The organism is Pseudomonas sp. 2822-15 (genome assembly GCF_002742515.1).
GTDB lineage: Bacteria > Pseudomonadota > Gammaproteobacteria > Pseudomonadales > Pseudomonadaceae > Aquipseudomonas > Aquipseudomonas salomonii.
Genome location: NZ_LJRY01000156.1, coordinates 147,427 through 172,204, shown reverse-complemented (window position 1 = coordinate 172,204; position 24,778 = coordinate 147,427). Strand labels below are relative to the sequence as shown.

Genomic DNA, 24,778 nt, shown 5'->3' with positions numbered 1-24,778 from the left:
TGGCTAAATAGCCAAAAAGGTGTGCGTATCCAACACAGTCGGGAGGAAGACGGGGCAGCTGCAAAAAACCACACATGCGAATGCAAAATATTCTCAAGTGTGGTTTTTGCAGGCCTTACTTGAGCGGTTCGATGCGGACGATGCCATCGGCCGAGGCCACGGTTTTAACCGGCAGCAGGGCGGGCAGGGCGTTGAGCAGGGCGTCCGGGTCATTCACATCCAGATTGCCCGAGACCTTCAGTTGCGCCACGGCTTTGTTGACCTGCAAGGGCGCTTGAGGCCGGTAGAGGCTCAGTTCATCGATCAGGCTGGCCAATTCTCGATTGCGAAACGACAGGTGCCCGCTGCGCCAATCGGCCACTTCTTCGGTGGTGAGTGTTTGCTGCTGCACGGTGCCCTTGGCGTAGTTGTACGTGGCACGTTGCTGGGCGCCGAGCACCGCCACCGGGCTTTTGGCGTCCGGCTCGAAGGCAACCTGGCCGTGGGCGACGCTGACCACCAGTTGTTGCTGGCTGCGCCGCACGTCAAACCCGGTGCCGACCACCCGCACATTCGCCTCGCCGGCTTGCACGTAGAGCGGGCGCTCTTTGTCGGCGGCAACTTCGATAAACACCTGGCCCTTGTCCAGATGCAGGATGCGTTGATACGCGCTGAAATCCACGCGCAGATGGGTGTTGGCATTCACATACAGCGTGCTGCCGTCGGGCAGGGCGAGGGTGCGCATGCCTTTGACGTGCCCGGCAATCTGGCTGTGATAGAGCTCGCGGGGCGCGCCGATAGTCGTCGTCAGCACGGCGCACACCAGCGCGGCGGCCACGGCCAGGGCCGGGCGCATTATCGAGGGTTTGCGCTGGGGCAGCGGTACGGGTTTGTTCAGTTGCTGCAACTGGGCGAGGTCGTCCCACAGCTGTTCGAATTCGGCATAGGCGCGGGCGTGGGCGGGCGTTGCCTGCCAGGCGGCAAAGGCTTTGCGCTCGGCCCGTGCGGCGCCATTGCGGTTGCGGGCAAACCAGCTGGCGGCTTGGGCATCGATGGAGTCGCTCGCCTCGATGTCCAGGGCGTCGATGTCGCTCAGGCGGTTCATTCTGGCTGCTCCGTGCCGGGTTCTGGTTGAAGGCGTCGCTTGCAATGCAGCAGGGCAAAAGCAATGTGCTTTTCTACCATGCTGGTGGAAATGCCCATGCGCTCGGCGATCTGCGCCTGGCTCAGGCCTTCGAAGCGGTGCAGCATAAGGGCTTCTCGCCTGCGGGGCGAGAGTTCGGCGAGGACTTCTTTCAACTGTTCCAGGCGTTGCAGGCGCTGCGCAGCGGCCATGGGGTCGTTTTGCGCGTCGGTGACCGGCTCCGTGTCAGCGTCGGCCGCGTCGGAATGGGCGCTCTGGCGTACCTTCTGCTTACGCCAGTGATCGCGCAGCAGGTTGCGCGCCATCTGAAACAGAAACGCCCGTGGCTGCTCGACCTTGGCGCGGTCGCGGTAGTTGAGCCATTGGGTGAAGACATCCTGGGTCATGTCTGCCGCGTCGCTGGCGTTGTCCGTGCGTTTGCGCAGGAAATGCAGGATATCTGCATAAAATCCGCGAAAGGCATCGGCCGACAACGGGTCGGGCTTGGGACGAGACATGGATATCCTTCTTGACGAAGCACGACGTAGAAAAGTCGCGAATGATATCGAGAACTATTGTCATTTGTCTCTATGTAACGGGTTTACCCAATCAAAAAAGTGGGAGCGGGCTTGCTCGCGAATGCGGAGTGTCAGCCAGCCTATTTGGCGACTGAACCACCGCATTCGCGAGCAAGCCCGCTCCCACATGGATTGTGGCTCTAGCTCAATAGTGTCTTCAGCTGTTCGATTCCTGCCTCACCCAACGGGAACACCGGCAAGCGTGGATCGCCCACCTCCAGCCCGGTCAGCCGCAACCCGGCCTTGATCGTCGCCGGCAACCCGCCCTTGAGGATGAACTCCAGCAACGGCAACTGGCGATAGAACAGCTCCCGCGCCAGGCTCAGGTCATTGGCCAGCACCGCGTTATACAAATCCAGGTTCAACTGCGGGATCAGGTTCGGCGCGGCCGTGCACCAACCCTTGGCACCCGCCGCGAAGGCTTCCAGCGCCAGTGGGTTGCAGCCGTTGTAGAACGGCACGTCGCTGTGACGGCGCAACTGATGCATGCGCTGAATATCGCCGGTGCTTTCCTTGACCATGGTCACGTTCGCCACCTGCTTGACGATGCGCAGGATCAAGTCCACCGACATGTCCGTGCCACTGGTGGCCGGGTTGTTGTAAAGCATGATCGGCACGCCGATGCTGTCGCCAATTGCGGCGTAGTGGGCAAGGATTTCCGCTTCGCTGAGTTTCCAGTACGAGGCCGGCAGCACCATCACCACATCGGCGCCATTGGCTTCGGCATAACGGGCGCGACGCACGGCTTTGGCGGTGGTCAGGTCAGACACGCTGACAACAGTGGGTACGCGCCTGGCGATTTTCGCAAGGCTGTAGGCGCTGACCTCATCCCACTCCGCATCGCTCAAATACGCGCCTTCGCCGGTGCTGCCCAAGGGCGCGATGGCGTGTACGCCGCTGTCGATCAGGCGGTCGATGGAGCGGCCGAGGGCGTCGAGGTCAATGCGCTGGCCGTCGGCGCTGAACGGGGTAATGGTGTAGCCGATGATGCCGTGAATAGTGGGGCTGGACATGGGAAGTCTCCGCGTGAAAAAGGGCAATCAGTTCAGGCAATCGGCGTGTTTGCGCAGGTTCTGCCGGGCGTAGTAGTTGAAGGCGGCGCCGTGGCGCTTGGGCTTGGAGATCCAGTCGTGGGCCTCGCGACCCAACTCCGGCAGAATCGGCTTGATGCTGCCCGCCGACATCGCCAGCAACTGCAACTTGGCCGCTCGCTCAATCAACTGCGCGATGACGCAGGCTTGCTCGATGCTCGCGCCGGTGGACAATTGGCCGTGGTGCGAGAGCAGAATCGCGCGCTTGTCGCCCAAAGCTGCTGTGATGATTTCGCCTTCTTCATTACCCACCGGCACGCCCGGCCAGGCTTCCAGGAAGGCGCAATCTTCGTACAGCGGGCACAGGTCCATATGCGACACCTGCAGCGGCACTTCAAGCATCGACAGCGCGGCAATATGCGTGGGGTGCGTATGGATGATGCAATTCACATCCGGCCGCCCACGGTAGACCCAGGTGTGAAAACGGTTGGCCGGGTTGGGGATGCCATGCCCTTCGAGTACTTCCAGGTCTTCGTTGACCAGCAACAGATTACTGGCCGTGATTTCATCGAAACCCAGGCCCAGTTGCTGAGTGTAATAGGTGCCAGGCGTGGGCCCACGTGCGGTGATCTGCCCGGCCAGGCCGGAGTCGTGGCCGTGTTCGAACAGGATGCGGCAAGTGAGCGCCAGCTTTTGCCGGTCGGTCCACGTATTATCCGCCAGGCTGTTTTGCATCTGGATCAGTGCTTGCTCGACCAGTTGGTCTTTGGGAAGTGCTAATGTCTTGGCCATATCGGTGTCCTTTGGGTTAGAGCAAATGACACTAAAGATGCTATATGACACCTTGTGTCATTAGCAAGCATGATTCTGCCTTTTCTGCAGGGATTAACCGCAGCACATGTCTATTCGTTTGAAATTATTGAGAAAAAAACTTGGCGTAACCCTGGAGTCCTTGGCCGAAAAATCCGGGATGACCAAGAGTTATCTGTCCAAGGTCGAGCGTGGGCTCAACACGCCGTCGATTGCCGCCGCACTGAAACTGGCCAAGGCGTTGAACGTGAAGGTCGAAGAACTGTTCAGCGAAGATAACGTCCGCCTCGACAGCTACAGCCTGGTGCGCAGCCACGAACGCCCCGACACCGCGCCGGGTTATGCGGTGCTGGCCCATCAGGTCAGCGAGCGCAGCCTGCTGCCGTTCATCATCTACCCGCCGGCGGAATTCACCGACAAGACCTTCAAGGAACATCTGGGTGAGGAGTTTCTGTTTGTGCACGAAGGCCAGGTGGAAGTGGATTTCATGAACGAACGGGTGATTCTGGAACGGGGCGATGCGCTGCACTTCAATGCACAGAAACCTCACCGGATTCGTTCGGTGGGGCAGGTGCAGGCGCAGTTGTTGGTGGTGGTGCACAGCGGCGACGAGTGACTGTGTTCCCAGGTTGGAACACAGTCAATGTGGGAGCTGGCTTGCCTGCGATAGCGGTGGGCCAGTCAGTACTGCCTTAACTGACACACCGCAATCGCAGGCAAGCCAGCTCCCACAGTTGATCTTCTTTGTTTAGAGAATCAGCGTTCGACCGGCACCGACAACGCGGCATTACCCAACGGATGCGTACGCGCCGCAAAGAACTTCAGCTCCACGCCACTGCCGTCAAACAACTGCGAATACCGGCGCTTCTGCTGGCGGATAAACCCGTCACTGCGGCCCGACACCGAAATTGCCAGTGTCGTCAGTTTGGCCTGGCGAAGCGCATCCACCAGATGCTGATCCTGCGGCCCTAAATCCTGCCCAAACAGGCACAACGCGCCTTCATGGGTCAGCAACTGCTCGTAGCAGAACGACAAGTAGTCCGAGCTGCGAATGGTCTTGAGCTTCTCCTCCACCTTGCCTTCGCTGACAAACAGCGGCACGTCGTCCAGGGTCTTGATCGTGTTGTTGATCGCAAAGCTGCTGAGCAAGGTGCTGTCGGTGGTTGGCAATTTGCGCGCGGTGCCGTCGAGGTTGCGCACCAGGTGCAGGCCGCCGTGCAGGTAGAGGATGCGTGTGGCCTCGGTGCGCGTGTTGCGCAGGTCGAAGCTGGCGTCGGCGCTGCGGAACAGGTCATCGATGCCCGGCGTGTGCAGGATCGCCCAGTAGTTGAGCAGGTCGTAATTGCTGGTGAACACCGTCGCGTACTGCTTCAACTCAGTGTTGATCGTCGCCAGGGTTGAGGGCTGCACCAGGCGCCACGGAATGTGCACGGCGTGGATGGTGTTGATCAGCGCTTCCTTGATCGCGTAGTAGCGGTTGCGCGGCGCCGCCGAGCTGACAGCCAGCGCCTTGTTGACCCGGCTGGTGGTTTTCAATGCGCCCAGCGCTTGCTCGAAACTGCGGGTTTGCAGGGCATCGAACACGCTGAGTTCGGAGGGGCTCAGGGGCTTTTCTTCGACGGTGCGGGCGTTTTCGAACAGCGAGTCGTAGGCAAAGTCTTCCCAAATCGCACGGCTGGCGCCATTACCGATCAGAATCCCATTGAAGTCGATGGCGCTGCGCAGGGCGCTCCAGTCTTCAAGGTGGGCGTCAATATCCTGGAAATCCTTCATTGCGGCGGGTCTACTCGAAATCGGCTGGGCGGTGACTTTATCACGAGCGTGCGTTGATCCTGATCAAGATGCGCCACGCGTTATCGGTTGATTCTGTCGGCATACCGCCTCCGAGGATTGACCATGATCAGCACCTTTTTTATTCCCGCCGTCAACATCATGGGCACCGACTGCCTCGACGAAGCCATGGTAGCCATCCGCAACTACGGCTTTCGCAAGGCGCTGATCGTCACCGACGCCGGGCTGGCCAAGGCCGGCGTGGCCAGCATGATCGCCGAGAAGCTGGCGATGCAGGACATCGACTCGGTGATCTACGACGGCGCCAAACCAAACCCCAATGTGGAAAACGTCGAGAAAGGCCTGGCGATGCTGGAGGCCACGGCCTGTGATTTTGTCGTGTCCCTGGGCGGCGGCTCGCCCCATGACTGCGCCAAGGGCATCGCGTTGTGCGCCACCAACGGCGGGCATATCGGCGACTACGAAGGTGTCGACCAATCGAGCAAACCGCAATTGCCGCTGGTGGCGATCAACACCACCGCCGGCACGGCCAGCGAGATGACCCGTTTCTGCATCATCACCGATGAAACCCGCCATGTGAAAATGGCCATCGTCGACCGCAATGTCACGCCGCTGCTGTCGGTCAACGACCCGACGCTGATGGTCGGCATGCCCAAGGGGCTGACGGCGGCCACCGGCATGGACGCGCTGACCCATGCGATCGAAGCCTATGTGTCGACGGCTGCCACGCCAATCACCGACGCCTGCGCGATCAAGGCCATGGAGCTGATCAGCGCCAACCTGCGCCTGGCCGTGCGTGATGGCAGCGACAAAGCCGCGCGGGAAAACATGGCTTACGCGCAGTTCCTCGCCGGGATGGCCTTCAACAATGCGTCGCTGGGGTTTGTGCATGCCATGGCCCACCAGCTTGGCGGCCTCTACGACCTGCCCCACGGCGTGTGCAACGCGGTGTTGCTGCCCCATGTGCAAAGCTTCAACGCCAGCGTGTGCGCTAAACGCTTGAGCGACGTGGCGCGCGCCTTGGGTGCCGATATCAAGGGCATTACTCCGGAAGAGGGCGCACAGGCGGCCATCGTCGCTATTCGCGCCTTGGCCCATGACGTTGAGATCCCAGCCGGTTTGCGCGAATTGGGCGCCAAGTTGCAGGATATTCCGCTGCTGGCCACCAATGCGTTGAAGGATGCCTGTGGTCTGACCAACCCCCGCCGGGCGGATCAGCGACAAATTGAGGAGATCTTTCGCAGCGCGTTCTAAAGGCGGCAGCCGCACGCCGCAAGCGTTAAGCTACAAGTGGAACGGTATTTAACTTGAGCATGAAGCTTGCGGCTTGCCGCTGAGGTCCCCTGATGAGAGTTCTATTATTCGGCGCCACCGGCATGGTCGGCCAAGGCGTGCTGCGCGAGTGCCTGCTGGCCGCTGACGTGCAGGAAGTGGTCGCCGTCGGCCGCACGCCGCTGACCCAGGAGCACGGCAAGCTGCACCAGGTGTTGCACAGCGACATGCTGGACTTCCAACCGCTGGAAAACCTGCTGCAAGGCTTTGATGCGTGCTTCTTCTGCCTCGGCGTATCGTCGGCGGGCATGAAGGAAGCCAAGTACACCCACCTCACCTATGACCTCACCCTGGTCGCGGCCAGCACCTTGGCGCGGCTCAATCCGCAGATGACCTTTGTCTATGTGTCCGGCGCCGGCACCGACAGCTCCGAGGCGGGCAAGTCGATGTGGGCGCGGGTCAAGGGCAAGACCGAAAACGCCTTGCTGCGCCTGCCGTTCAAGGCGGTGTACCTGTTTCGGCCTGGGGTGATTCAGCCGTTGCATGGCGTGCGTTCAAAGACGCCGCTGTATCAATCCTTCTATACCGTGCTCGGGCCGCTGCTGTCGTTTTTTCGCCGGATCAAACCCAACTGGGTGGTGAGCACCGAGACCGTCGGCCAGGCGATGTTGGCGGTGGCGCGTCAGGGGGCGCCGCAGGCCGTGGTGGAGCAGGCCGAGATCAATCGCCTGGCCAGCGAGACGCGCTGATGCTGCACAAAAGCCTGGTGCGTCGCCTTGACCTGATCACCCTGCAACTGTTCGTTGCGGTGTTTGAAGAAGGCACGCTGACCCGCGCTGCGGCCCGTGAGGCCATCGCCGTGTCGGCGGCCAGCAAGCGCCTGATGGAGTTGGAGCAGGTATTGGGCGTGAGCCTGTTCGTGCGGCGTGCCAAGGGCATGGACTTGACCGCCGCCGGCGAAACCTTGCTGCACCATGCGCGGCAGATGCTGTTCAACGTCGAGAAAATGGGCCTTGAACTGGGCGAGCACAGCCACGGCGTGCGTGGTTATGTGCGCATGTTGGCGAATCTGTCGGCGATTATTCAGTTTCTTCCGGAAGACCTGCGCGACTTTTCCCAGCGACACCCCGAGGTCAAGACGGATCTGGAAGAGCGCCCCAGCAACGGCGTGGTCCAGGGCGTGCTGGACGGGGTGGCGGACCTGGGCATCTGCTCCAGCGACACCGACACCAAAGGCTTGCCCAGCGTGCTGTATCGCCACGACAAACTGGTGGTGCTGATGCCGGCGGAGCATCCCTTGGCCGCACGCCACACCCTGGCGTTCGACGAAACCCTGGGCAGCGATTACGTCGGCCTGCACGCCGCCAGCTCGATCAATATGCGCACCCATGCCGCAGCGCGTGAGGCCGGCAAGATGCTGCGCCTGCGTATCCATGTGCCGGGGTTTGATGCGATGTGCAGGATGGTCCAGGCGAATATGGGCATCGGCATCCTGCCGCAAAAGGCCTATGAGCTGTTTGGTCGCGCGTTGGGGTTGCATGCGGTGCCGCTGACCGACACGTGGTCGGATCGCAGCTTGATTGTGGTGGTGCGTGATGAGGCGCAGTTGTCGCCGGTGAGCCGGTTGTTGTTTGACTACCTGCGCACGCCACTGAAGTAAGTAAACCCTGTGGGCCTCATCGCGGGCAAGCCCGGCTCCCACAGTAGGAATGTGGTTCCTTGTGGGAGCCGGGCTTGCCCGCGATAGCGATCTGACTGACACCGAGATCTAATAGCCGTTCGCATTTCGCGAACGCTCCTTGCCAACTGACGGTTGGATTTATCGCCCGTCTGTCCTCTAGCCTTGGCTGCACATTCCAAGAATAAGAGGACCACCCCATGACGGCGCCGTTGAGCGGTATCAAGGTGATTGAAATCGGCACGCTGATTGCCGCCCCGTTCGCCGCGCGGATGCTGGCCGAGTTCGGCGCCGAGGTGATCAAGATCGAAGCCATGGGCCAGGGCGACCCGCTTCGCAAATGGCGAAAGCTGCACGAAGGCACGTCGCTGTGGTGGTACTTGCAATCGCGTAACAAAAAGTCGCTCGCACTGGACCTCAAGTCCCCGGAGGGCCTGGGGCTGATCAAGCAACTGCTGGGCGACGCCGACGTGCTGATCGAAAACCTGCGCCCCGGCGGCCTGGAGAAACTTGGCCTGGGTTGGGACGTGTTGCATGCGTTGAACCCCAAGCTGACCCTGGTGCGCATCTCCGGCTACGGCCAGACCGGGCCTTACCGCGATCGCCCAGGGTTTGGTGCCATCGGTGAGGCCATGGGCGGCATTCGTTACACCACCGGCAACCCCGACTCGCCACCGGCGCGAGTGGGTGTGAGCCTGGGTGACTCGCTCGCCTCGCTGCACGCGGTGATCGGCGCGCTGATGTCGTTGTTGCGGGTCAAGACCGGGCAGGGCGAGGGGCAAGTGGTCGATGTGTCACTGGCCGAAAGTGTGTTCAACCTGATGGAAAGCCTGGTGCCCGAATACGACATGCTCGGCCATGTGCGTGAGCGCAGTGGCGGCGCCTTGCCGGGTATCGCGCCGTCCAACACCTACCTGACCGCCGACGGCGCCTATGTGGTGATCGCCGGCAACAGCGACCCGATCTACAAGCGCCTGATGCACACCATCGGCCGTGCCGACCTGGCCGAAGCGCCGGAGTTTGCCCACAACGACGGCCGCGCCGCCAAAAGTGGCCTGCTCGACGCGGCCATCACCCACTGGACCAGCAGCCTGCCTATCGACCAGGTACTCAGCGCGCTCGAAGCCGCCGAGGTGCCGGCCGGGCGCATTTACTCGGTGGCCGATATCGTCAGCGACCCGCACTACCAGGCCCGTGACATGCTGCTTAATGCCCAGTTGCCCGGCGGCGTGTCGGTGAAGATGCCCGGCATTGTGCCCAAACTCTCCGAAACCCCCGGTGGTGTGAACTGGCAGGGCCCGAGCCTGGGCCAGCATACCGATGACATCCTCGGCAGCCTGGGCCTCACCGGTGCCGATATCCAACGCCTGAAAACCGCGGGAGTGGTGCAATGATTACTGATTATTCCGACACGCTGATCGTGCAGGAAGTGTCGCCGCGCGATGGCTTGCAGATCGAACCGACCTGGGTTGAAACCGTCGACAAGATTGCGCTGATCAACGGGCTGGCCATGGCCGGTTTTTCGCGAATCGAGGCGGGTTCCTTTGTGTCGCCCAAAGCCATTCCCGCATTGCGTGATGGCGAGCAGGTGTTCCAGGGGATTGAGCGCCGGGCCGGTGTGATTTATGTCGCGCTGATCCCCAACCTCAAGGGCGCCCAGCGCGCCATCGAGTCGCGCGCCGATGAGCTGAACCTGGTGATGTCGGCCAGCCAGACCCACAACCTGGCCAATATGCGCATGCGCTGTGAGGCGTCATTGGCAGCCTTTGGCGATATCGTCAGCTTTGCCGCCGACCACCCGGTGCGCCTTAACGGCAGCATCGCCACCACCTTCGGCTGCCCGTTCGAAGGCAAGATCGATGAAGACCGCGTGCTGCAAATGGTCGAGGCCTATCGCGAGCTGGGCATTGCGGGCATCACGTTGGCCGACACCACCGGCATGGCCAATCCGCGTCAGGTCGAACGTTTGGTCAAGCGCGTGCTGCAACAGGTGCCGGCCAGCGATTTGACCCTGCATTTTCACAACACCCGTGGCCTGGGTTTGTGCAATGTGCTGGCCGCTTACGAGGCCGGAGCCCGGCGGTTTGACGCGGCCTTGGGTGGCCTCGGCGGTTGCCCGTTTGCGCCGGGGGCGTCGGGCAATATCTGCACCGAAGATTTGGTCAACCTGTGCGAGGAGGTCGGCATTCACACCGGCATCGACCTGCCGCACCTGTTGCAAATGTCCCGCCGCTTGCCGGCCTTGCTGGGGCATGAACTGCCCGGCCAAGTGGCCAAGGCCGGGCGCAATGGCGACCTGCACCCGCCACCGGCTTACATCGCCACGCTGTAACGCGCGACCAGACAACAAAAACAATCGGGCGCCTGTGAGCAGCCCGCTGGAGAGAAACCATGAGCACTAATACGTTAGAGGCCGGCGTGCGCCCGGCCGCTGAAATCGATGCCGAAAAAGCCCTGGTCAGCAAGGTCGCCTGGCGCCTGATGCCGCTGATCATGGTGTGTTACCTGTTCGCATTTTTTGACCGCATCAACATCAGCTTCGCCAAGTTCCAGCTGCAAACCGACCTGAGCCTGAGCGACACCGCTTATGGCCTGGGCGCCGGGTTGTTTGTGGTGGGTTACGTGCTGTTCGAAGTGCCGAGCAACATGATGCTCTACAAGGTCGGTGCCCGCCGCTGGATCGCGCGCATCATGATGTCGTGGGGCCTGGCAACGGCGGCCATGGTATTTGTCACCGCCGAATGGCAGTTCTATGGCTTGCGCTTCATCATCGGCGCCATGGAGGCGGGGTTTGCGCCTGGCGTGCTGTATTACCTGACGCTGTGGTTCCCGCAGCACTTTCGTGGGCGCATCACCTCGATGCTGTTCCTGGCCTCCGCGTTCGCCGGTTTGGTCGGCGCGCCATTTTCCGGGCTGGTGCTGGAGCACCTCGACGGCGTGCTGCAAATGCGCGGCTGGCACTGGCTGTTCCTGCTCGGCGGCTTGCCCTGCATCGGCCTGGGTTTTCTGGTGCTGACTTTGCTCAAGGACCGCATTGAAGACGCGCATTGGCTGACGCCTGCCGAGAAAACCCTGCTGTCGAGTCGCATCGCCAAGCATGAGCCGAACCAGCACGGTGGCTCGCTGCTTTCGGCGATCCGTATTCCTGGGTTTTTGATGCTTGGGTTTATCTACTTTCTGATCCAGGTGGCGTCTTACGGTCTCAACTTCTGGGCGCCACAGTTGATCCGCAGTGCCGGTACCCAGAGCCCGGTGATGATCGGCCTGCTCACCGCCATTCCCTATGTGTGCGGGGCGATCAGCATGGTGGTGATCGGGCGACTGTCGGACGCCACCGGCGAGCGCCGCAAGTTTGTCTGCGGCCTGGTGGTGCTGGGCGCCATCGGCTTCTTCTGTGCCGGCATCTTTGCCGACCACACCACCTTCCTGATCATTGCCCTGGGCCTGCTGGGCGCGGGCATTATTGCCTCGATCCCCACCTTCTGGACGCTGCCGCCCAAATTGCTGGCTGGCGCCGGTGCGGGTGCGGCCGGTGGCATTGCGGTGATCAACACCCTCGGGCAGTTCGGCGGTATCGTCAGCCCAGTGATGGTGGGGCGCATCAAGGACCTCACCGGCAGCACCACGCCGGCGCTGTATGTGATCGGCGTGTGTGCGCTGTTGGCGGCGGCGCTGCTGCTGTGGGGCTTGCCACAAAAACTGCGCACGCTCGACAAGGGCTGATCAGCCTGCCGTCGCCAGGGCGCGGGCCGGTGTGGCGCTGAACTGAATCAGTGCCACCCCGCCAATCAACAACAACGCCCCCAGCACGCGGGGCGTTGTCAGTTGGCGCTCCACCAGGCCAAACAAACCAAAGTGATCGAGCAGCAGCGAAGCAAGAATCTGCCCGGCCATGGCCAGCGCAATAAACCCCGACGCGCCGAGCTTGGGCAGCAACATCAACGCCAGCGAAATAAAGCACACCCCAAACGCGCCACCGGCCCACATCCACAGCGGCGCCTGGGTGATAAAGGCCAGGCTCGGCAGCGGTAAACGCAGCGCCACAATCACTGGCAGCAGCACGATGATGCTCACCAGCAGTGACGCCAGCGTGGCCCACAACGGGTGCCCAAGTCCGCGTCCGAGGCTGGCGTTGATCGCACTCTGAAACGGCACCACCGCACCGGCGATCACCGCCAGTGCCAACAAACCTGCCCAATGCAACGTCGTCATCTCAGTACTCCCAGAGGTTTTGCTGGACTCTAGGCTATTCGTCGCGCAAATTTAAATTCCAAGTTCTTATGCCGAGCATGCAGCTGATGAATGATCTGCGCCGCATTGACCTCAACCTGTTGGTGATCCTAGACGCCTTGCTCAGTGAGCAACACGTCACCCGCGCCGCCGAGCGTTTGCACCTGAGCCAGCCGGCGGTCAGCCATGCGCTGGCGCGTTTGCGTGATCTGCTCGGTGACCCGTTGCTGGTGCGCCAGGGCGGCGCTTTGGTGCCCACCGCCCGCGCGCTGGAATTGGCTGCGCCGCTGGCTGAAGCCCTGGCCCAGGTGCAGGCGCTGCTGGCGCCCAACCAGTTTGAACCAGCATCGGCCAAACGCCGGTTTCGTGTGGCGATGTCGGATTACAGCGCGGCAATTTTCCTGCCGGGGCTGGTCCGCACCTTGCGCCGTGAAGCGCCCGGCATCGACTTGCAAATCGTCCAGGCCAGCCGCGAAGGCATGGTCGACGGCGTGCTCAATGGCGACCTCGACCTGGCTGCCGGGGTGTTCCCCGACATGCCCGCCGAACTGCGCACCACACCGTTATTCAACGAGCATTACACCTGCCTGATTGACCGCGACAGCCTGCCGCCAAACGGTGTGCTGGACCTGCCGACTTACCTGTCACGTGCGCATGTGTTGCTGGAAATGCGCGGCAGCGGCACCCCGGAGATCGAACGGGCGTTGACGGCGATTCGTGAGCGCCGGCATGTGGCGATCAGCCTGCCGCACTGGGGCGTGGCGCCACAGTTGATCCAGGGCACAGACCTGATTTTGACGGTGTCATCCCGAGGCTTGCTCAACATCGATCAGCAACACCTGCTGACTGTGCCGCCGCCGTTCCATATTCCTTCGTTTGCGTTTGAGCTGGCGTGGCATGCACGGCGGGGCGGGGATTCGGGGTTGCAGTGGTTGATTGGGCAGGTGCAGGGTGTATTGTCCGAAAGTCATTGATAACAGGAAATAATAAAAATGCTCTCAGGCCTTAACCACCTGACCCTTGCCGTCACCGACCTGAACCGCAGCATCAGCTTCTACCATCATTTGTTGCAACTTCGGCTCGACGCGAGCTGGGACGGCGGCGCCTATCTGTCGCTGCCCGGTTTATGGCTGTGCTTGTCCCTCGACCCATTGCGCTCGCCAGAACCTGCGGCTGAATACACGCATTACGCGTTTACCGCCGATACCGATGGTTTCGCGGCGCTGGTGGCGCGCCTGCGTGCTGCGCAGGTGCAGGAATGGCGCGACAACCGCAGTGAAGGCGCGTCGTTCTACTTTCTCGACCCCGATGGCCACAAGCTCGAAGCCCACGTCGGCGATCTGGCCTCGCGTTTGCAGGCCTGTCGCGCCAAGCCTTATGCCGGAATGACGTTTTACCCGTAGCGGCGGAACGTGCAGAATCCATCCACTTCATCACCGTCTATCGAGTCGCGCCCATGACCCTATCCCTGCTGTTCGCCGTGCTTGCTTCGGGTTTTATCTACGGCATTACGCCAGGTCCAGGCGTGCTCGCCGTATTCGGTATCGGCGCTGCCCGTGGCCGTCGTGCCGGGGCGGGTTTTTTGTGCGGGCATTTGCTGGGTGACGTGGTGTGGTGCAGCACGGCGTTGATTGCCATCGTGGGCGCGCGGGAAGTGGGCAGCACAGCCTTTGATGCGCTGGGCGTGCTCAGCGGCGTGTACCTGTTCTGGCTCGGTTGGCGTGCGATCCGTACCCAGCGGCGTAGCAGCGATGCACCGCAGGGTGCGGCGCGGCATCCGTTCTGGCACGGCATCCTGTTCGGTCTCACCAACCCCAAGGCTTACCCGGTGGCCGTGGCGACCTTCACCGCGTTGTTGTCCAGCCGTGCCGAGTTGCTGACATGGGCGATGCTGCCGTCGTTGATCTTCCTGAGCTTTATCGGTGGCCTGTTGGCCTATGCCATTCTGATCGGCGTGGTCGGCGCTCAACGTGTGCGTACGGTGTATCAGCGCCATGAAATCCTCATCACCAAACTCTGTGGCGTGATGTTTATCGGCTTCGCCATCAATGCCCTGGCGCACGCGTTGCCGGGCCTGTTTGGCAGCAAACCGGCCTGATACAGCGACGACCGTTCGTCGCACTGGCAAGTTTTTTCTAAACCTTTGCCGCCCTGAAAATTCGAATTCAGGGCGGGGCGTCTGTGCCCGCACCTATTTTTGACCTGGAGGAACCCATCATGAGCCGCATGGCTATCCGGTTACGCACCGCCAGTTTCGCGATGCTGCTGGGCCTCGGCGCCAGCAATGCTTTCGCCCAGTCGCCTGCTGAATTCATCGAGCAGGCTTCGGCCAAAGGGATGGCCGATATCGAAACCAGTCGCATGGCCCACGCCAGAACCTCGTCCCAGGAAATCAAGGACTACACCATCGAGGTGATCAACGAGCGCACCCAGGCCAACCAACACCTGGCGGCCATCGCCAAGAAGCTCGACTTGCCGGTAGCGCCGCGCGAGAAGATCGTTGATAAAGCCGAAACCCTGATGCCGGAACTCAAGGACGGCGACTCGTTTGACGCCGCTTACACCGCGCAACAGGTCAAGGAAAACGAAGACGCCATTGCCCTGTTCAAACAGGAAGGCGCGGCGTCGGACGTACCCGAAATCAAAGCGCTGGTGGATGAGACGCTGCCCAAGCTGGAGGAGCGCCTGCAAAAGGCCCGCGCCTTGGCGTCGACCTATGGCAAAGGTCATCAAGGCGACGGTTGAGTCCATCATTTGAGATAGAAAACGGCGGTTGGATTTTCTCCCACCGCCGGTTTTTTATGCCTGGTTCAGATCGGTCTTGTTGGGCACGGCATCGTCAACCACTTCGCCGCAACTGCTGTTAAGGCTGACACTGCCTGCCGCGCCGATGCTGCGGTATTCCCGGCGCAGTTTTTCCAGCTCTTTACGGTCCAGACCATCAAGGCTGAGCACGGCGTTTTGCGCATCCTTGGAGACGCGCAGCAACTCGTCGATCTTGATATGCAGGATGTCGTTGTCGCGGTTTTGCGTGTTCTGGATCAGGAACACCATCAGGAACGTGATGATGGTGGTTGAGGTGTTGATGATCAGTTGCCAGGTGTCATTGTAGTGAAAATACGGCCCGCTGAGGCTCCACAGGCAGATCAGCGCGACAGCCGCGTAGAACGTGCGGGCACTGCCTGCCCAGCGGGACAGAGATTGGGAGACTGCAGAGAATTTCATGACCGTTGTTCCTTGACCGTTGGGTGATGAAACTATGGACTGCAAGCGTGCTTTGAAATTTCTTTTTACATTTGGGAATTGAACAAAGTTGTGCTCTTTCCTTCGGCTATTTTAGGAATGGGCCTACTCCGGCGTATGAATGGCGCGAGCAAGACTGGTTTTTTATCCGGATGTTCTCCCATGCACGTTAACGCCGCCTGCGACTTGCCCACGCTCTACGCTAAAACCGAAGAGCATTTTTTTGCTGCTGTGTGCTCAACGCATCGCCGATACGGCGGCGGCATCAACGCTTATTTCACGGATGAGTATTTCAGCCCGTTCAATTTATTGTTTATCCGGGTCGGCAGCTCTTTGCCGGATAACGCTTTGGCCGCGCCGCTGGAACTTGTCCGGCGTACCACGCAGGCAATACGCATGGTGATCCATGAAAAAAAGGTCGAAGAGCTGGGTGAGGTGTTTTTGGCACACGGCTTTAAGCCGGTCGAAAAGACCACCGCGATGGTGGGTGACCTGGCGGGCCTGGCGCCATGGGTGGGCGATAGCGGTGTGCAGGTCCAACTGACGCGGAACATGAACGATTGGGCTGAGCCCTTTGGCAGTGCGTTCATGAGACTGCCCGAGGAGGTTGCGCGTTATCAGGCCCGCCATCAGCGGGCCCTGGACGCGGGTCAGGCGCTATACCACTTCACCTTGTCCGATGAGCGGCAGGTGAGGTCTTCGTTGGTGTTGTCACTGTGTGATGGCGAGGCCCGGCTTAGCGACATCGGCACAACCCTGGGGTTTCGTGGCAGAGGGTACGCCTCCCGATTGATCCACGCCGCTTTGCTTCACGCGTCGAGCCTCGGGGCCCTGCGATGCTTTCTAGAGGCCTCGCAGGGTGCCTTCGCGTTGTATCGGCAATTAGGTTTCGAGCCTTTGTACGAGTGCCGGGCCTTTACCCGTGACGCCATTGCAGACGCGTAATCAGAGGGCCAGCTTTGCCTGGCCGCGGTCTTCAAGCGCCAGTAAATACTGCTTGGCCTCAAGGCCTCCGGCAAACCCGGTCAGCCCGCCCGAGGCGCCTATTACCCTGTGGCAGGGCGCAATGATCGAGATGGGGTTGCGGCCATTGGCTGCGCCTACCGCGCGCACGGCCTTGGGGTTGCCGATCTGCTGGGCAATCTGGCTGTAGCTGCGGGTTTCGCCGAAGGGGATGGTCAGCAGGGCCTGCCAGACTTGTTTTTGGAAATCGGTGCCGTCGAAGTCCAGCTCCAGATCGAACTGCTGGCGAGTGCCAGTGAAGTATTCCTCTAGCTGGCGCTCGGCTTCCAGTAACACCGGGCTGTCGTCGGTTTGCTGCAACTCGCCCAGGCGCACGCGATTGGCGCGTTCTGTTTCCCACAGGATGGCGTTGAGTTTGCCGTCGCGTGCCACCAGGGTGAGCTGGCCGACGGGGGAGGGCATGAGCTTGTAGTGGTAAGGCATGAGCGGATTCCTTGGAAATGTAGGGTGCCACTTTCCACCTTGTGGGCGGTTGGGAAACCCAGTTTCTTGCGGTCAAATCCTGCAGGGACTAAATGCTCCAGTGAATCCAGCTACCGGAACCATAGGCCCAAGCGACGAAAACGATGAACCAGATGATCGAGGGCGTCGACAGTGCCACCCATGAACCGAGGTTAAGTAGCGCAAGGGCGGTTGCGCACAGTGTGATGCCTCGACTGGCGTTCTGCCTTGAATACCATACGCCATAGATGGATCCCGCCAGAGCCGCTGTCGACGCCATGCGCCCGAGGCCGAAAGGGATTGGCGTCAGCGGTAACAGCAGTGGAATGATCAATACCAGCCCCACCACCTTTCTAACTACTTGGTTCTCAGTTTTTTGTACAGGCACGCGCATTGGCTCTGCTCATGGGTAAGACAGGTGCGCATTTTAACCAAGGTCGTCTTCGTCGCTTTAGGACTTTGCTTAAGTCAATGTTCCTGCTGCAGAACCTTTAGTGCTGCCGATGCCAGAAAGCCGGAACGGCTTTTTTCTTCAGGATGATGCAACACGTATTCATCAATTCGATTGAGCAGGTAACCCGGCAGGGTGATATTGAGCTTCTGCGCTTTGCCCAGGTATTTAGTGACATCAATATCAACCACGGCCCAAATGCAGCCGGCATATTCCGGGTTGGCCGCGTGCAGGGTGACTTTTTGTGCAGGGGGTATCGGCGCGCCATCCTCTGCGAGGATTTCGAAGTGCCCTTCGATCGCTTCGCGGGCCATGGCCAGGGCGTCGTCAAGGTCGTCGCCGGCGGAGTAGCAGCCGGGAATATCCGGCACTTCCACGCCCCAGGCGTTTTCCTGGTCACCGGTTGAAATTGCGATGGGGTAAAGCATGTCTATTGCCCTCCAGGGACGCTCAGCTCAGCAGCGCCTGTTTCAAAATGCTCTTGGCGGTCTTGTCCAACAGGTCCTTCTTGGGATGAGGAATCGTCACCAACCCCGGTTTGGTCGGGTGTTTGAAGTGGTGGTGACTGCCCCGGGTGGGCACCAGGTACCAGCCATCCGCAACAATGTGACCTATCAAATATCGGCTATCCACAGCACCTCCTTGTGGTGTGTGTTGGTGGCGACTATAACCACTGAAAATAAATTATCAACACTCTACCTACCGACGGCTGACGACCGGCGTTTCGGTAAGTGCTGAATGAAGTGTATGAGCCTTTGAAAACGGCGTCGTAGAGAGGTATTGCGGGGATTTTCGAGGTGTTACTCGGTGTGTAAAGCCTGGGCGAGCACCGCGAGAAATGCGTCAGCCAACAGGCTTTTGCCGGCTGCAGGTGTCAGCACTAACAGTTGCGCACAGGCATCCACCTCGACAATGGGTTTATAGGTGACGCCCTTGTTCATCAAGCTGCGGGTACATTCGGGCACCAACGCCACGCCCTGTCCGGCGGCCACCAACGCAATGATCGAGGTGATCTGCCGCCCGGTCGGCCCGGCACGCAGGGGCACGCCGTGGTGTCGGTACAACTGCTCGATCGACTGGTTCAACCCCGACCCGTAATCGGGCGGAAACAGAATCAGCGGGTAAGCACTGAGCTGCGCCAGGCTCACCTGCGTTTGGCGGGCTAACGGGCTATCACTGGAAACCGCCGCCCACAAACGCTCCTCACCCAGCGACAACGCTTGCACGGCCTGGCTTTGCGGCAACAGGCGGCTTAGCCCGACATCCAGGCGCCCATCCGCCACTTGCGCGCCCAAGCTGCCGGAAGCGCACTCCACCAAGGTCAGTTGCACATCGGGGAAACCCTGGGCGAAAGCCTGGATCGCATGGCTGAACAGGTCCGACAGCGCGATCGAACTGACGTAACCCAAGGTCAGTTGCCCGGCGGTCCCGGCGGCCAATTTACCGGCGACGACCTGTGCCAGTTCCACCTGTTCCAACACGCCGCGCGCATAGGGCAGGAACGAACGGCCCTGGGCGGTGAGGGAAACCGTGCGGCTGGTGCGATCAAACAACTTGAAGCCCAACTCCGTTTCCAGCGCCGAGATCTGCCGGGTCAACGGCGGCTGGGCCAGGTGCAGGCGAAGGGCTGCGCGGCCGAAGTGCAGTTCTTCGGCGACCGTCAGAAAGTAACGCAGCTTGCGTAGGTCGAGCATCCTGATCCCTGGGTATTGATCGGTTCGAATTCGGTATTGGTTTAAGACCCGCTGGCCATTCTATAAAGACCTCACAAAATAAAACGAGAGGTTTCATGAAACCGCGCCTGCATTGTGCCCGTCTTGCCCTGTTCCTGTGTGGCTGCGCGGCGTTTCTGAACCTGTATGCCACCCAGAGCATCCTGACCACCTTCGCCGCGCAGTTTCATATCAGCGCTAAGGCGGCGGGCTGGAGTATTACGGTCACCACCCTGGCAGTAGCGATTACCGCGCCGTTTGTCGGCCGGCTGACCGGGCGTTTCGAGCAGCGTACGGTCATCGCCGTGGCCGCGCTGTTACTGGCTGTGCCCGCGCTGATGACCGCCTACGCCGGCAGCTTTGCCGAAGTGCTGGTGTGGCGTTTTGTGCAAGGTATGTTGATCCCGGTGGTGTTTGCCACCAGCGTGGCTTACATCGGCGACCGCTGGCGCGGCGCCACGGTGACCGAAGTCACCAGCCTCTATGTGGCGGGCACCGTACTGGGCGGGTTCGCTGGGCGCTTCGTCACCGGCGTGATGACCGAATATGTCGGCTGGCGCGAGGCCTTTGAGTTGTTGGCTGTATTGAGCGTGATGGTCGGTGGGTTCATTCAGTTTTTGCTGCCCGATAACCCGCCGCGAGTCGCACCGGTCAAGGCTGCTTCGTCAGGCGTTTTTCGCAAGCCGTTGGTGGCTGCCTACGCCGTCGGGTTTTGTGTGTTGTTCTCCCAGGTTGCGGCCTTTACCTACGCGGGCCTGTACCTTGGCCTACCGCCTTTTAACCTCGGGCCTGCGGCCTTGGGCACGCTGTACATGGTGTTTCTGCTGGCCTTGATCGTGATCCCGATCGCCGGCCGCCTCAGCCAAGCCCGGCCTCACGCCGAGCTGCTGGCCGTCGCGGGCGTGCTGGGCATCAGCGGCTCGGCACTGACCCTGGCGCCGTCGCTGTGGTGCATCGTGGCGGGGCTGGCGCTCAGTTCGACCGGGGTCTTTCTCGCCCAGGCCGCCGCTAACGCGTTCATCAGCGCCACTGCGCAGGGTAACAAGGCGAGTGCCGTGGGCGTTTACCTCACGTGTTATTACCTGGGTGGCAGTTGTGGTGCCATCGTCCCCGCCTTGATGTGGGAGCGCTGGGGCTGGGCTGGGTGTGTAGCGCTGATTATCGGTTTTCAACTGCTGACGTTGCTGATCGCCCTGACGGGCTGGAAGCCTCTTAAACCTGAGTTGATCCAAGCCTCATGAACGACGCCATCGCTGTGCCTGCCCGCGAAACCTCGACCCGCCGCCGCTCGCTGATCGCCGGCTGCGGCGCCCATGCCGTACACGATGGCCTTACGGATGTGATCTATGTGCTGCTGCCAATTTGGCAAGTGCAGTTCGCGCTTTCCTACGCGCAGATCGGCTTATTGCGCGGTGCCTATTCCGGGATGATGGCCGTGTTCCAGCTGATGGCCAGCCGTGCTGCGCGGCGCTGGGGGCGTCTGCCGATGCTGGTGGGCGGCACTGCGCTGGCGGGCGTTGCGTACTTATTGGTAGGGCAAGCCACTGGGCTGAGCCTGCTGCTATTGGCGTTGCTGTTAGGCGGTTTGGGCGCCAGCACCCAACACCCATTAGCCTCTTCGATGATTACTGATGCTTACGAGAACGGCGGCGGGGTCAAGCAAGCGCTGTCCCACTACAATTTTTCCGGCGATATCGGCAAAACCTTGATCCCGGGTTTGGTCGGCTTGCTGCTCACCGTCATCAGTTGGCGCGCCAGTGCCACACTGTTGGGGTTGCTCGGCCTGGCTGCGGCGGGGTTGTTGTGGTGGCTGGTGCCTGCGCAAATAGCCGAATCCGTGTCTACAAAAACGGCCAAGCCGACTGGCGGAACGGGCTCTGTCACCGGCCTGCGCGCGTTGATTCTTACCGGTACCCTTGACAGCGCCGTGCGCATGGGCTTTCTCACTTTTCTGCCGTTTCTGCTGCAAGCCAAAGGCGCGGGAACTGCCGGCATCGGCCTGGCGTTGACGCTGCTGTTTATCGGTGGCGCGTTCGGCAAATTGCTCTGCGGCTACCTCGGTGCCCGCATCGGCATGATGAAAACCGTATGGCTGACGGAAACCAGCACGGCGCTGCTGATCGTTGCCGCCGTGTACCTGCCGCTGAATGGACTGATGGTGATGCTGCCGCTGCTGGGCCTGATGCTCAATGGCACTTCTTCAGTGCTGTACGGCGCCGTGCCGGACCTGGCGGCGGCGGGTAAACGCGAGCAAGCGTTTGCAGTGTTTTACACCGGCACAATCGGCGGCGGCGCGCTGGCGCCGGTGCTGTTTGGGGGTGTCGGCGATGCACTGGGCGTGCCGGTGGCGGTGATGGTGCTGGCGGGCATGTTGTTGGTGACGCTACCGTTGGCGTGGGTGGTGCAACAGGGGTGTGCGCCTCAGGCAATCGAGTGATTGCTGGAATGCCCAGGCCGAGCCAACAGATCAATGCCAAGTGAGTGAAGCACCTTCAGAACCGTTTCAAAACGAGGTTTGGCGCCTGGGGCAAATGCCTTGTACAAACTCTCGCGTCCTACGCCCGCATCAGTGGCTATCTTTGTCATGCCACGGGCTTTGGCTACATAGCCTAATGCTCGAAGGAACTCCTCGTTGTCACCGTCTGCCAGCACCTGAGAAAGGTATTCGCTGATGGCCTCATCACTGTCGAGCAGCTCGGCCATATCAAATGTCGTCAGTGTTTGAGCCATGATCAAACCTCCTTTGCTAATTTTTTTGCTCGCCGTATATCGGCCTCTTGTGAAGACTTGTCGCCACCTGCCAGCAAGATGACGACCTCCCTGCCGCGCAGGGTGAAATAAACGCGATAACCCGCACCCACGTCTATCCGCATCTCTGAAACACCGCCGCCCAGCACCTTGAAATCACCCAGATTGCCCACACTGGCTCGCTCAATACGTCGAGCAATGGTGATTTTTGCGCGCAGATCGCGGATTGCCGAGCACCATTGAGTGAAGGCTTGGGTTTGCTGGATCGAATAACGCACGGGGCCTCACAGAGTTTCACTGTATCTACTTGGATACGTGTTGGCAAGAGACACGTCTGTGTCGAAGGCTGGGGAGAGTGCTGCGAGGGCGTGCCGGTTTCAAACGTTCTTCAGGGTTTTCCTATTGCCAGAATTTACGGTCTGAAGGAGAACGGTACGGCGGTCCTGAATGTTGCGTTATTGCCTACACAACACGCAGAATCGTCTGAGTTGTATGCCTTGGACGAGCCCTTTAAGGTTCGCCTGCCGCTGCCCATCAGCGGTCGGGTTTAGTAGCCCGATTTGATCAACGGCGTATGGCTGTCCTATCAGTCAGGCATCTCGATGTCTGTTCTCAATGGTGGCTGTACGCAGGGCACTTTCGGGTGCGCCGGTTTCGTTGATCCGCCGGTCTACTAACCTGCATACAGCCGCCACCCATTGTTTAGTAGCACTGGAAGGTGGTCCTTACCGAGGATCAACAGATGTGTACTGACGCCTGTAACCCAACCGCGACCCTGTTCAGCGTTCGCCCCGAAGCCAACACCGAAGCCTTGCTCGCCAACGCCTACGAAACCATTGCCGGCGCGGGTGCCATGACCAACGAGTTCGCCGAAAGCCTGCCTTCTCAACATCGCTACCTGGCCTTGGCCATTCAGCAAATGATCGAACTGGGGCTGATGCTGGTAGAAGCGGCGCAAGACCGCGTCGACCGCGCCGCGTAGGTTTTTCACGCCCTGCAACAGGCTTGCCTTCCCAGGCCGCACATACCAAGGGGAAGGGGAGCCAAATTTTAGGTTTTGCGTGAAAGCTGCGATTGTTGCAGAGCTGAAAAGACGAGGTGGGAAATGAAAAAGCGCGATCTGTTTGGGGAGTTGATGCAGGGTGTTGGCGAGATGGCTGAACACCGACAAGGGAAGATCACCCTTCGTCAGTACGAAGTGGAGGCTCTTGCACCACCAGAGGTGACGGCGGCTGAAATCGTTTTTATCCGTGAAAAGTTGCACATGTCACAGCCGGTATTTGCCCGACAGATCAGGACCAGTCCTGATACGTTGAAAAACTGGGAGCAATCCAAGTCCAAGCCAAATGCTCAGACAGCACTGTTGATTAAGCTGGTTGAGCGCTTTCCGGATATGGTTGAGCGGCTGCACGCCGTTTGACTCGCTGAGAGCCCCATATTTACCGAGCGCATGCTCATGTGGGCACGTGGGGAATGACGCGTAAAACGAGGGAAAAGCAGAAGTGGAGCGGGTAGAGGGAATCGAACCCTCGTCGGAAGCTTGGGAAGCTACTGTTCTACCATTAAACTATACCCGCTCAAAGCGGCTGACTTTGTACCAGATGTTCGCCGGGATTTGAAGTTTTTCTTCGAAAAATGTGTGAGTTGGGTTCATCAAGCTTGTGTGGGAGCTGGCTTGCCTGCGATTGCATCACCTGAGTGTGACTGACACACCGCAGCGCCTGCAGCGCGGGCAAGCCCGGCTCCCACATAAGCCGCCTTTCAGACAGCAAACGCATGCTGCGTCTGGCCCTGGTGATAACGCAACCGGCTCACATGGCGTTCTGGTTTCAAAAAGCCCACCACCGCATCCCGGCTGTCTCGGCAGGCCGCCTTGTGCTCCATGTCCAGAAAATGCCCGGTCGCCTGGATGGTGCTGAAGCTGCTGTTGGCCACGTGCTGGCCAAACAGCTTGGCATCTTCGGCGCTGGTGTACTCATCCCATTCGCCATTCAAAAACAGCACCGGAATGTCGATCTGCCTGGCGGCTTTGAGGTAGCACAGCCTGTCGCTGTTGAGCACATGGCTGATGTGGAAGTGCATCTGCCCGTATTCATGCTCGGCCAGGCCGCTTACGTGCTTGTAGTTGAAGCGCTTGAACAGTGACGGCAGGTGTTTGCCGATGGTGCTGTTGACCAGGTGGCCGACGTTGTGGCGGTCGAGGTTGCCGAGGTAGTCGACACCGCGTTCGAGGTAGTCGCGCATGGGCGTGTTGATCACCGGCGAGAACGAGCTGATCACCGCCTTTTCCACCCGGCACGGGCGGTGGGCGAGGGCGACCAGGGCCGCGGCGCCACCCCAGGAGAACGACAGCACGTGTTCGGCGCCGAAGTGCTCGATGAGTTCCAGCAGGATCTGGCCTTCGACTTCCTTGGTCAGCATGTGCTCATGACGGTTATGGATTTTGGAGCGGCCAGCGTAGGGCTGGTCGTACAAAACCACATTGAATTGCGGGTACAGGCTTTTCACGGTTTGAGCGAAGGATGCCGTGGTGGCCATGGAGCCATTGACCAGGATGATGGTCTTTGCAGCAACGTCCGCGCGATAGAACTCCGTGTAAACCCGATACTGACCCTGTATATCCAACACAGCGATTTCTGGCCTCATGTCGTAAGACTCCTGGCAAGCG

Annotated in this window: 31 protein-coding genes and 1 tRNA gene; 16 read left to right on the top strand and 16 right to left on the bottom strand. The window is 60.4% G+C overall.

The window, feature by feature from the left end:
- Positions 1–115 precede the first annotated feature (115 nt).
- The 4 genes from AOA59_RS02490 to AOA59_RS02470 form a co-directional block, all read right to left on the bottom strand.
- Positions 116–1,084, bottom strand: coding sequence for a FecR domain-containing protein (locus AOA59_RS02490; protein WP_099485761.1), 969 nt, complete (start codon positions 1,082–1,084; stop codon positions 116–118).
- Entirely contained in the window at positions 1,081–1,620 is a 540-nt protein-coding gene (locus AOA59_RS02485; protein ID WP_065929069.1) for an RNA polymerase sigma factor, read from the bottom strand. The genes AOA59_RS02490 and AOA59_RS02485 overlap by 4 nt, the downstream gene beginning before the upstream one ends.
- A gap of 200 nt (positions 1,621–1,820) precedes the next feature.
- Positions 1,821–2,693 carry a dihydrodipicolinate synthase family protein gene (locus tag AOA59_RS02475; protein WP_099485757.1) on the bottom strand — a complete coding sequence of 291 codons (873 nt, stop codon included), beginning with the start codon at positions 2,691–2,693 and terminating at the stop codon, positions 1,821–1,823.
- Between the two features lie 27 nt (positions 2,694–2,720).
- Positions 2,721–3,503: an aldolase gene (locus tag AOA59_RS02470; RefSeq protein WP_099485756.1), complete on the bottom strand. Its 783-nt coding sequence runs from the start codon at positions 3,501–3,503 to the stop codon at positions 2,721–2,723.
- A gap of 106 nt (positions 3,504–3,609) precedes the next feature.
- On the opposite strand from AOA59_RS02470, the gene AOA59_RS02465 reads away from it, so the two are divergent.
- Positions 3,610–4,137, top strand: coding sequence for a helix-turn-helix domain-containing protein (locus AOA59_RS02465; RefSeq protein WP_099485754.1), 528 nt, complete (start codon positions 3,610–3,612; stop codon positions 4,135–4,137).
- 140 nt (positions 4,138–4,277) lie between these two features.
- Here the strand turns inward: AOA59_RS02465 and AOA59_RS02460 are convergent, their stop codons facing one another.
- Positions 4,278–5,294: a DUF4917 family protein gene (locus tag AOA59_RS02460; RefSeq protein WP_099485752.1), complete on the bottom strand. Its 1,017-nt coding sequence runs from the start codon at positions 5,292–5,294 to the stop codon at positions 4,278–4,280.
- Positions 5,295–5,417: 123 nt separating this feature from the next.
- Between AOA59_RS02460 and yiaY the strand changes: the two genes are divergently transcribed.
- From yiaY to AOA59_RS02430, 6 genes are all read left to right on the top strand, one after another.
- Positions 5,418–6,566, top strand: coding sequence for an L-threonine dehydrogenase (gene yiaY / locus AOA59_RS02455; RefSeq protein WP_099485750.1), 1,149 nt, complete (start codon positions 5,418–5,420; stop codon positions 6,564–6,566).
- A 92-nt stretch (positions 6,567–6,658) separates the two neighbouring features.
- Positions 6,659–7,333 (top strand): NAD(P)H-binding protein, encoded by a 675-nt coding sequence (locus tag AOA59_RS02450; protein WP_099485749.1) that lies wholly within the window; start codon positions 6,659–6,661, stop codon positions 7,331–7,333.
- A complete protein-coding gene (locus tag AOA59_RS02445; protein WP_065929076.1) occupies positions 7,333–8,244 on the top strand; it encodes a LysR family transcriptional regulator in 912 nt (303 codons plus the stop codon). The genes AOA59_RS02450 and AOA59_RS02445 overlap by 1 nt, the downstream gene beginning before the upstream one ends.
- A 218-nt stretch (positions 8,245–8,462) precedes the next feature.
- Complete coding sequence (locus AOA59_RS02440; protein ID WP_065929077.1) at positions 8,463–9,656, top strand: CaiB/BaiF CoA-transferase family protein; 1,194 nt, start codon at positions 8,463–8,465, stop codon at positions 9,654–9,656.
- Positions 9,653–10,594 (top strand): hydroxymethylglutaryl-CoA lyase, encoded by a 942-nt coding sequence (locus AOA59_RS02435; protein ID WP_099485747.1) that lies wholly within the window; start codon positions 9,653–9,655, stop codon positions 10,592–10,594. The genes AOA59_RS02440 and AOA59_RS02435 overlap by 4 nt, the downstream gene beginning before the upstream one ends.
- Positions 10,595–10,653: 59 nt before the next feature.
- Positions 10,654–11,985, top strand: coding sequence for an MFS transporter (locus AOA59_RS02430; protein WP_058419524.1), 1,332 nt, complete (start codon positions 10,654–10,656; stop codon positions 11,983–11,985).
- Here the strand turns inward: AOA59_RS02430 and AOA59_RS02425 are convergent, their stop codons facing one another.
- Complete coding sequence (locus tag AOA59_RS02425) at positions 11,986–12,474, bottom strand: DMT family transporter (protein ID WP_099485745.1); 489 nt, start codon at positions 12,472–12,474, stop codon at positions 11,986–11,988.
- 68 nt (positions 12,475–12,542) lie between these two features.
- Here AOA59_RS02425 and AOA59_RS02420 point away from each other — a divergent pair, with 68 nt between their 5' ends.
- The 4 genes from AOA59_RS02420 (at position 12,543) to AOA59_RS02405 (ending at position 15,237) form a co-directional block, all read left to right on the top strand.
- The gene (locus AOA59_RS02420) at positions 12,543–13,466 is read left to right on the top strand and encodes a LysR family transcriptional regulator (RefSeq protein ID WP_099485744.1); all 924 of its coding nucleotides are present in this window, start codon (positions 12,543–12,545) and stop codon (positions 13,464–13,466) included.
- Between the two features lie 18 nt (positions 13,467–13,484).
- A complete protein-coding gene (gene fos / locus AOA59_RS02415; protein WP_099485742.1) occupies positions 13,485–13,895 on the top strand; it encodes a fosfomycin resistance glutathione transferase in 411 nt (136 codons plus the stop codon).
- Positions 13,896–13,948: 53 nt separating this feature from the next.
- Positions 13,949–14,590 carry a LysE family translocator gene (locus AOA59_RS02410; RefSeq protein WP_058419529.1) on the top strand — a complete coding sequence of 214 codons (642 nt, stop codon included), beginning with the start codon at positions 13,949–13,951 and terminating at the stop codon, positions 14,588–14,590.
- A 119-nt stretch (positions 14,591–14,709) separates the two neighbouring features.
- Entirely contained in the window at positions 14,710–15,237 is a 528-nt protein-coding gene (locus AOA59_RS02405) for a DUF4142 domain-containing protein (protein WP_017137290.1), read from the top strand.
- 54 nt (positions 15,238–15,291) lie between these two features.
- Here AOA59_RS02405 and AOA59_RS02400 read toward each other — a convergent pair whose 3' ends face one another.
- Positions 15,292–15,717 (bottom strand): low affinity iron permease family protein, encoded by a 426-nt coding sequence (locus AOA59_RS02400; protein ID WP_065929084.1) that lies wholly within the window; start codon positions 15,715–15,717, stop codon positions 15,292–15,294.
- Between the two features lie 180 nt (positions 15,718–15,897).
- Between AOA59_RS02400 and AOA59_RS02395 the strand changes: the two genes are divergently transcribed.
- A complete protein-coding gene (locus tag AOA59_RS02395) occupies positions 15,898–16,680 on the top strand; it encodes an N-acetyltransferase (protein ID WP_099485740.1) in 783 nt (260 codons plus the stop codon).
- Here the strand turns inward: AOA59_RS02395 and AOA59_RS02390 are convergent, their stop codons facing one another.
- The 5 genes from AOA59_RS02390 to AOA59_RS02370 form a co-directional block, all read right to left on the bottom strand.
- Positions 16,681–17,181 carry a methylated-DNA--[protein]-cysteine S-methyltransferase gene (locus AOA59_RS02390; RefSeq protein ID WP_069788522.1) on the bottom strand — a complete coding sequence of 167 codons (501 nt, stop codon included), beginning with the start codon at positions 17,179–17,181 and terminating at the stop codon, positions 16,681–16,683.
- Between the two features lie 88 nt (positions 17,182–17,269).
- Positions 17,270–17,593 (bottom strand): hypothetical protein, encoded by a 324-nt coding sequence (locus AOA59_RS02385; RefSeq protein ID WP_065929087.1) that lies wholly within the window; start codon positions 17,591–17,593, stop codon positions 17,270–17,272.
- Positions 17,594–17,667: 74 nt separating this feature from the next.
- Entirely contained in the window at positions 17,668–18,078 is a 411-nt protein-coding gene (locus AOA59_RS02380; protein ID WP_099485739.1) for a type II toxin-antitoxin system HicB family antitoxin, read from the bottom strand.
- A gap of 22 nt (positions 18,079–18,100) precedes the next feature.
- Positions 18,101–18,283, bottom strand: a complete 183-nt coding sequence (locus tag AOA59_RS02375) for a type II toxin-antitoxin system HicA family toxin (RefSeq protein ID WP_099485737.1) — start codon at positions 18,281–18,283, stop codon at positions 18,101–18,103.
- A 167-nt stretch (positions 18,284–18,450) separates the two neighbouring features.
- On the bottom strand, positions 18,451–19,344 hold the full coding sequence (locus AOA59_RS02370) for a LysR family transcriptional regulator (RefSeq protein WP_099485735.1): 894 nt from the start codon (positions 19,342–19,344) through the stop codon (positions 18,451–18,453).
- A 95-nt stretch (positions 19,345–19,439) separates the two neighbouring features.
- Between AOA59_RS02370 and AOA59_RS02365 the strand changes: the two genes are divergently transcribed.
- Together AOA59_RS02365 and AOA59_RS02360 are read left to right on the top strand one after the other, a co-directional pair.
- Complete coding sequence (locus AOA59_RS02365) at positions 19,440–20,603, top strand: MFS transporter (RefSeq protein ID WP_099485733.1); 1,164 nt, start codon at positions 19,440–19,442, stop codon at positions 20,601–20,603.
- Complete coding sequence (locus AOA59_RS02360; RefSeq protein WP_099485732.1) at positions 20,600–21,799, top strand: MFS transporter; 1,200 nt, start codon at positions 20,600–20,602, stop codon at positions 21,797–21,799. The genes AOA59_RS02365 and AOA59_RS02360 overlap by 4 nt, the downstream gene beginning before the upstream one ends.
- Here the strand turns inward: AOA59_RS02360 and AOA59_RS02355 are convergent.
- The gene (locus tag AOA59_RS02355) at positions 21,784–22,092 is read right to left on the bottom strand and encodes an addiction module antidote protein (RefSeq protein WP_056857399.1); all 309 of its coding nucleotides are present in this window, start codon (positions 22,090–22,092) and stop codon (positions 21,784–21,786) included. The genes AOA59_RS02360 and AOA59_RS02355 overlap by 16 nt on opposite strands.
- A gap of 2 nt (positions 22,093–22,094) precedes the next feature.
- The gene (locus tag AOA59_RS02350; RefSeq protein ID WP_026013719.1) at positions 22,095–22,388 is read right to left on the bottom strand and encodes a type II toxin-antitoxin system RelE/ParE family toxin; all 294 of its coding nucleotides are present in this window, start codon (positions 22,386–22,388) and stop codon (positions 22,095–22,097) included.
- A gap of 464 nt (positions 22,389–22,852) precedes the next feature.
- On the opposite strand from AOA59_RS02350, the gene AOA59_RS02345 reads away from it, so the two are divergent.
- Positions 22,853–23,092, top strand: a complete 240-nt coding sequence (locus AOA59_RS02345) for a DUF6124 family protein (RefSeq protein WP_056857397.1) — start codon at positions 22,853–22,855, stop codon at positions 23,090–23,092.
- Between the two features lie 123 nt (positions 23,093–23,215).
- The gene (locus AOA59_RS02340) at positions 23,216–23,530 is read left to right on the top strand and encodes a DNA-binding transcriptional regulator (RefSeq protein ID WP_099485730.1); all 315 of its coding nucleotides are present in this window, start codon (positions 23,216–23,218) and stop codon (positions 23,528–23,530) included.
- Between the two features lie 83 nt (positions 23,531–23,613).
- Here AOA59_RS02340 and AOA59_RS02335 read toward each other — a convergent pair.
- A tRNA-Gly gene (locus tag AOA59_RS02335) sits at positions 23,614–23,687 on the bottom strand.
- A gap of 184 nt (positions 23,688–23,871) precedes the next feature.
- Entirely contained in the window at positions 23,872–24,756 is an 885-nt protein-coding gene (locus AOA59_RS02330; protein ID WP_099485728.1) for an alpha/beta fold hydrolase, read from the bottom strand.
- Positions 24,757–24,778: the final 22 nt, after the last annotated feature.

Coding starts and splice junctions, on each gene's coding strand:
- AOA59_RS02450 (WP_099485749.1), top strand. CDS start 6,659: ATGAGAGTTCTATTATTCGGCGCCACCGGCATGGTCGGCCAAGGCGTG.
- AOA59_RS02470 (WP_099485756.1), bottom strand. CDS start 3,503: ATGGCCAAGACATTAGCACTTCCCAAAGACCAACTGGTCGAGCAAGCA.
- AOA59_RS02405 (WP_017137290.1), top strand. CDS start 14,710: ATGAGCCGCATGGCTATCCGGTTACGCACCGCCAGTTTCGCGATGCTG.
- AOA59_RS02445 (WP_065929076.1), top strand. CDS start 7,333: ATGCTGCACAAAAGCCTGGTGCGTCGCCTTGACCTGATCACCCTGCAA.
- AOA59_RS02360 (WP_099485732.1), top strand. CDS start 20,600: ATGAACGACGCCATCGCTGTGCCTGCCCGCGAAACCTCGACCCGCCGC.
- AOA59_RS02330 (WP_099485728.1), bottom strand. CDS start 24,756: ATGAGGCCAGAAATCGCTGTGTTGGATATACAGGGTCAGTATCGGGTT.
- AOA59_RS02475 (WP_099485757.1), bottom strand. CDS start 2,693: ATGTCCAGCCCCACTATTCACGGCATCATCGGCTACACCATTACCCCG.
- yiaY (WP_099485750.1), top strand. CDS start 5,418: ATGATCAGCACCTTTTTTATTCCCGCCGTCAACATCATGGGCACCGAC.
- AOA59_RS02420 (WP_099485744.1), top strand. CDS start 12,543: ATGCCGAGCATGCAGCTGATGAATGATCTGCGCCGCATTGACCTCAAC.
- AOA59_RS02410 (WP_058419529.1), top strand. CDS start 13,949: ATGACCCTATCCCTGCTGTTCGCCGTGCTTGCTTCGGGTTTTATCTAC.
- AOA59_RS02430 (WP_058419524.1), top strand. CDS start 10,654: ATGAGCACTAATACGTTAGAGGCCGGCGTGCGCCCGGCCGCTGAAATC.
- AOA59_RS02425 (WP_099485745.1), bottom strand. CDS start 12,474: ATGACGACGTTGCATTGGGCAGGTTTGTTGGCACTGGCGGTGATCGCC.
- AOA59_RS02355 (WP_056857399.1), bottom strand. CDS start 22,092: ATGGCTCAAACACTGACGACATTTGATATGGCCGAGCTGCTCGACAGT.
- AOA59_RS02460 (WP_099485752.1), bottom strand. CDS start 5,294: ATGAAGGATTTCCAGGATATTGACGCCCACCTTGAAGACTGGAGCGCC.
- AOA59_RS02440 (WP_065929077.1), top strand. CDS start 8,463: ATGACGGCGCCGTTGAGCGGTATCAAGGTGATTGAAATCGGCACGCTG.
- AOA59_RS02435 (WP_099485747.1), top strand. CDS start 9,653: ATGATTACTGATTATTCCGACACGCTGATCGTGCAGGAAGTGTCGCCG.
- AOA59_RS02365 (WP_099485733.1), top strand. CDS start 19,440: ATGAAACCGCGCCTGCATTGTGCCCGTCTTGCCCTGTTCCTGTGTGGC.
- AOA59_RS02380 (WP_099485739.1), bottom strand. CDS start 18,078: ATGCTTTACCCCATCGCAATTTCAACCGGTGACCAGGAAAACGCCTGG.
- AOA59_RS02345 (WP_056857397.1), top strand. CDS start 22,853: ATGTGTACTGACGCCTGTAACCCAACCGCGACCCTGTTCAGCGTTCGC.
- AOA59_RS02400 (WP_065929084.1), bottom strand. CDS start 15,717: ATGAAATTCTCTGCAGTCTCCCAATCTCTGTCCCGCTGGGCAGGCAGT.
- AOA59_RS02395 (WP_099485740.1), top strand. CDS start 15,898: ATGCACGTTAACGCCGCCTGCGACTTGCCCACGCTCTACGCTAAAACC.
- AOA59_RS02385 (WP_065929087.1), bottom strand. CDS start 17,593: ATGCGCGTGCCTGTACAAAAAACTGAGAACCAAGTAGTTAGAAAGGTG.
- fos (WP_099485742.1), top strand. CDS start 13,485: ATGCTCTCAGGCCTTAACCACCTGACCCTTGCCGTCACCGACCTGAAC.
- AOA59_RS02370 (WP_099485735.1), bottom strand. CDS start 19,344: ATGCTCGACCTACGCAAGCTGCGTTACTTTCTGACGGTCGCCGAAGAA.
- AOA59_RS02490 (WP_099485761.1), bottom strand. CDS start 1,084: ATGAACCGCCTGAGCGACATCGACGCCCTGGACATCGAGGCGAGCGAC.
- AOA59_RS02390 (WP_069788522.1), bottom strand. CDS start 17,181: ATGCCTTACCACTACAAGCTCATGCCCTCCCCCGTCGGCCAGCTCACC.
- AOA59_RS02340 (WP_099485730.1), top strand. CDS start 23,216: ATGAAAAAGCGCGATCTGTTTGGGGAGTTGATGCAGGGTGTTGGCGAG.
- AOA59_RS02465 (WP_099485754.1), top strand. CDS start 3,610: ATGTCTATTCGTTTGAAATTATTGAGAAAAAAACTTGGCGTAACCCTG.
- AOA59_RS02485 (WP_065929069.1), bottom strand. CDS start 1,620: ATGTCTCGTCCCAAGCCCGACCCGTTGTCGGCCGATGCCTTTCGCGGA.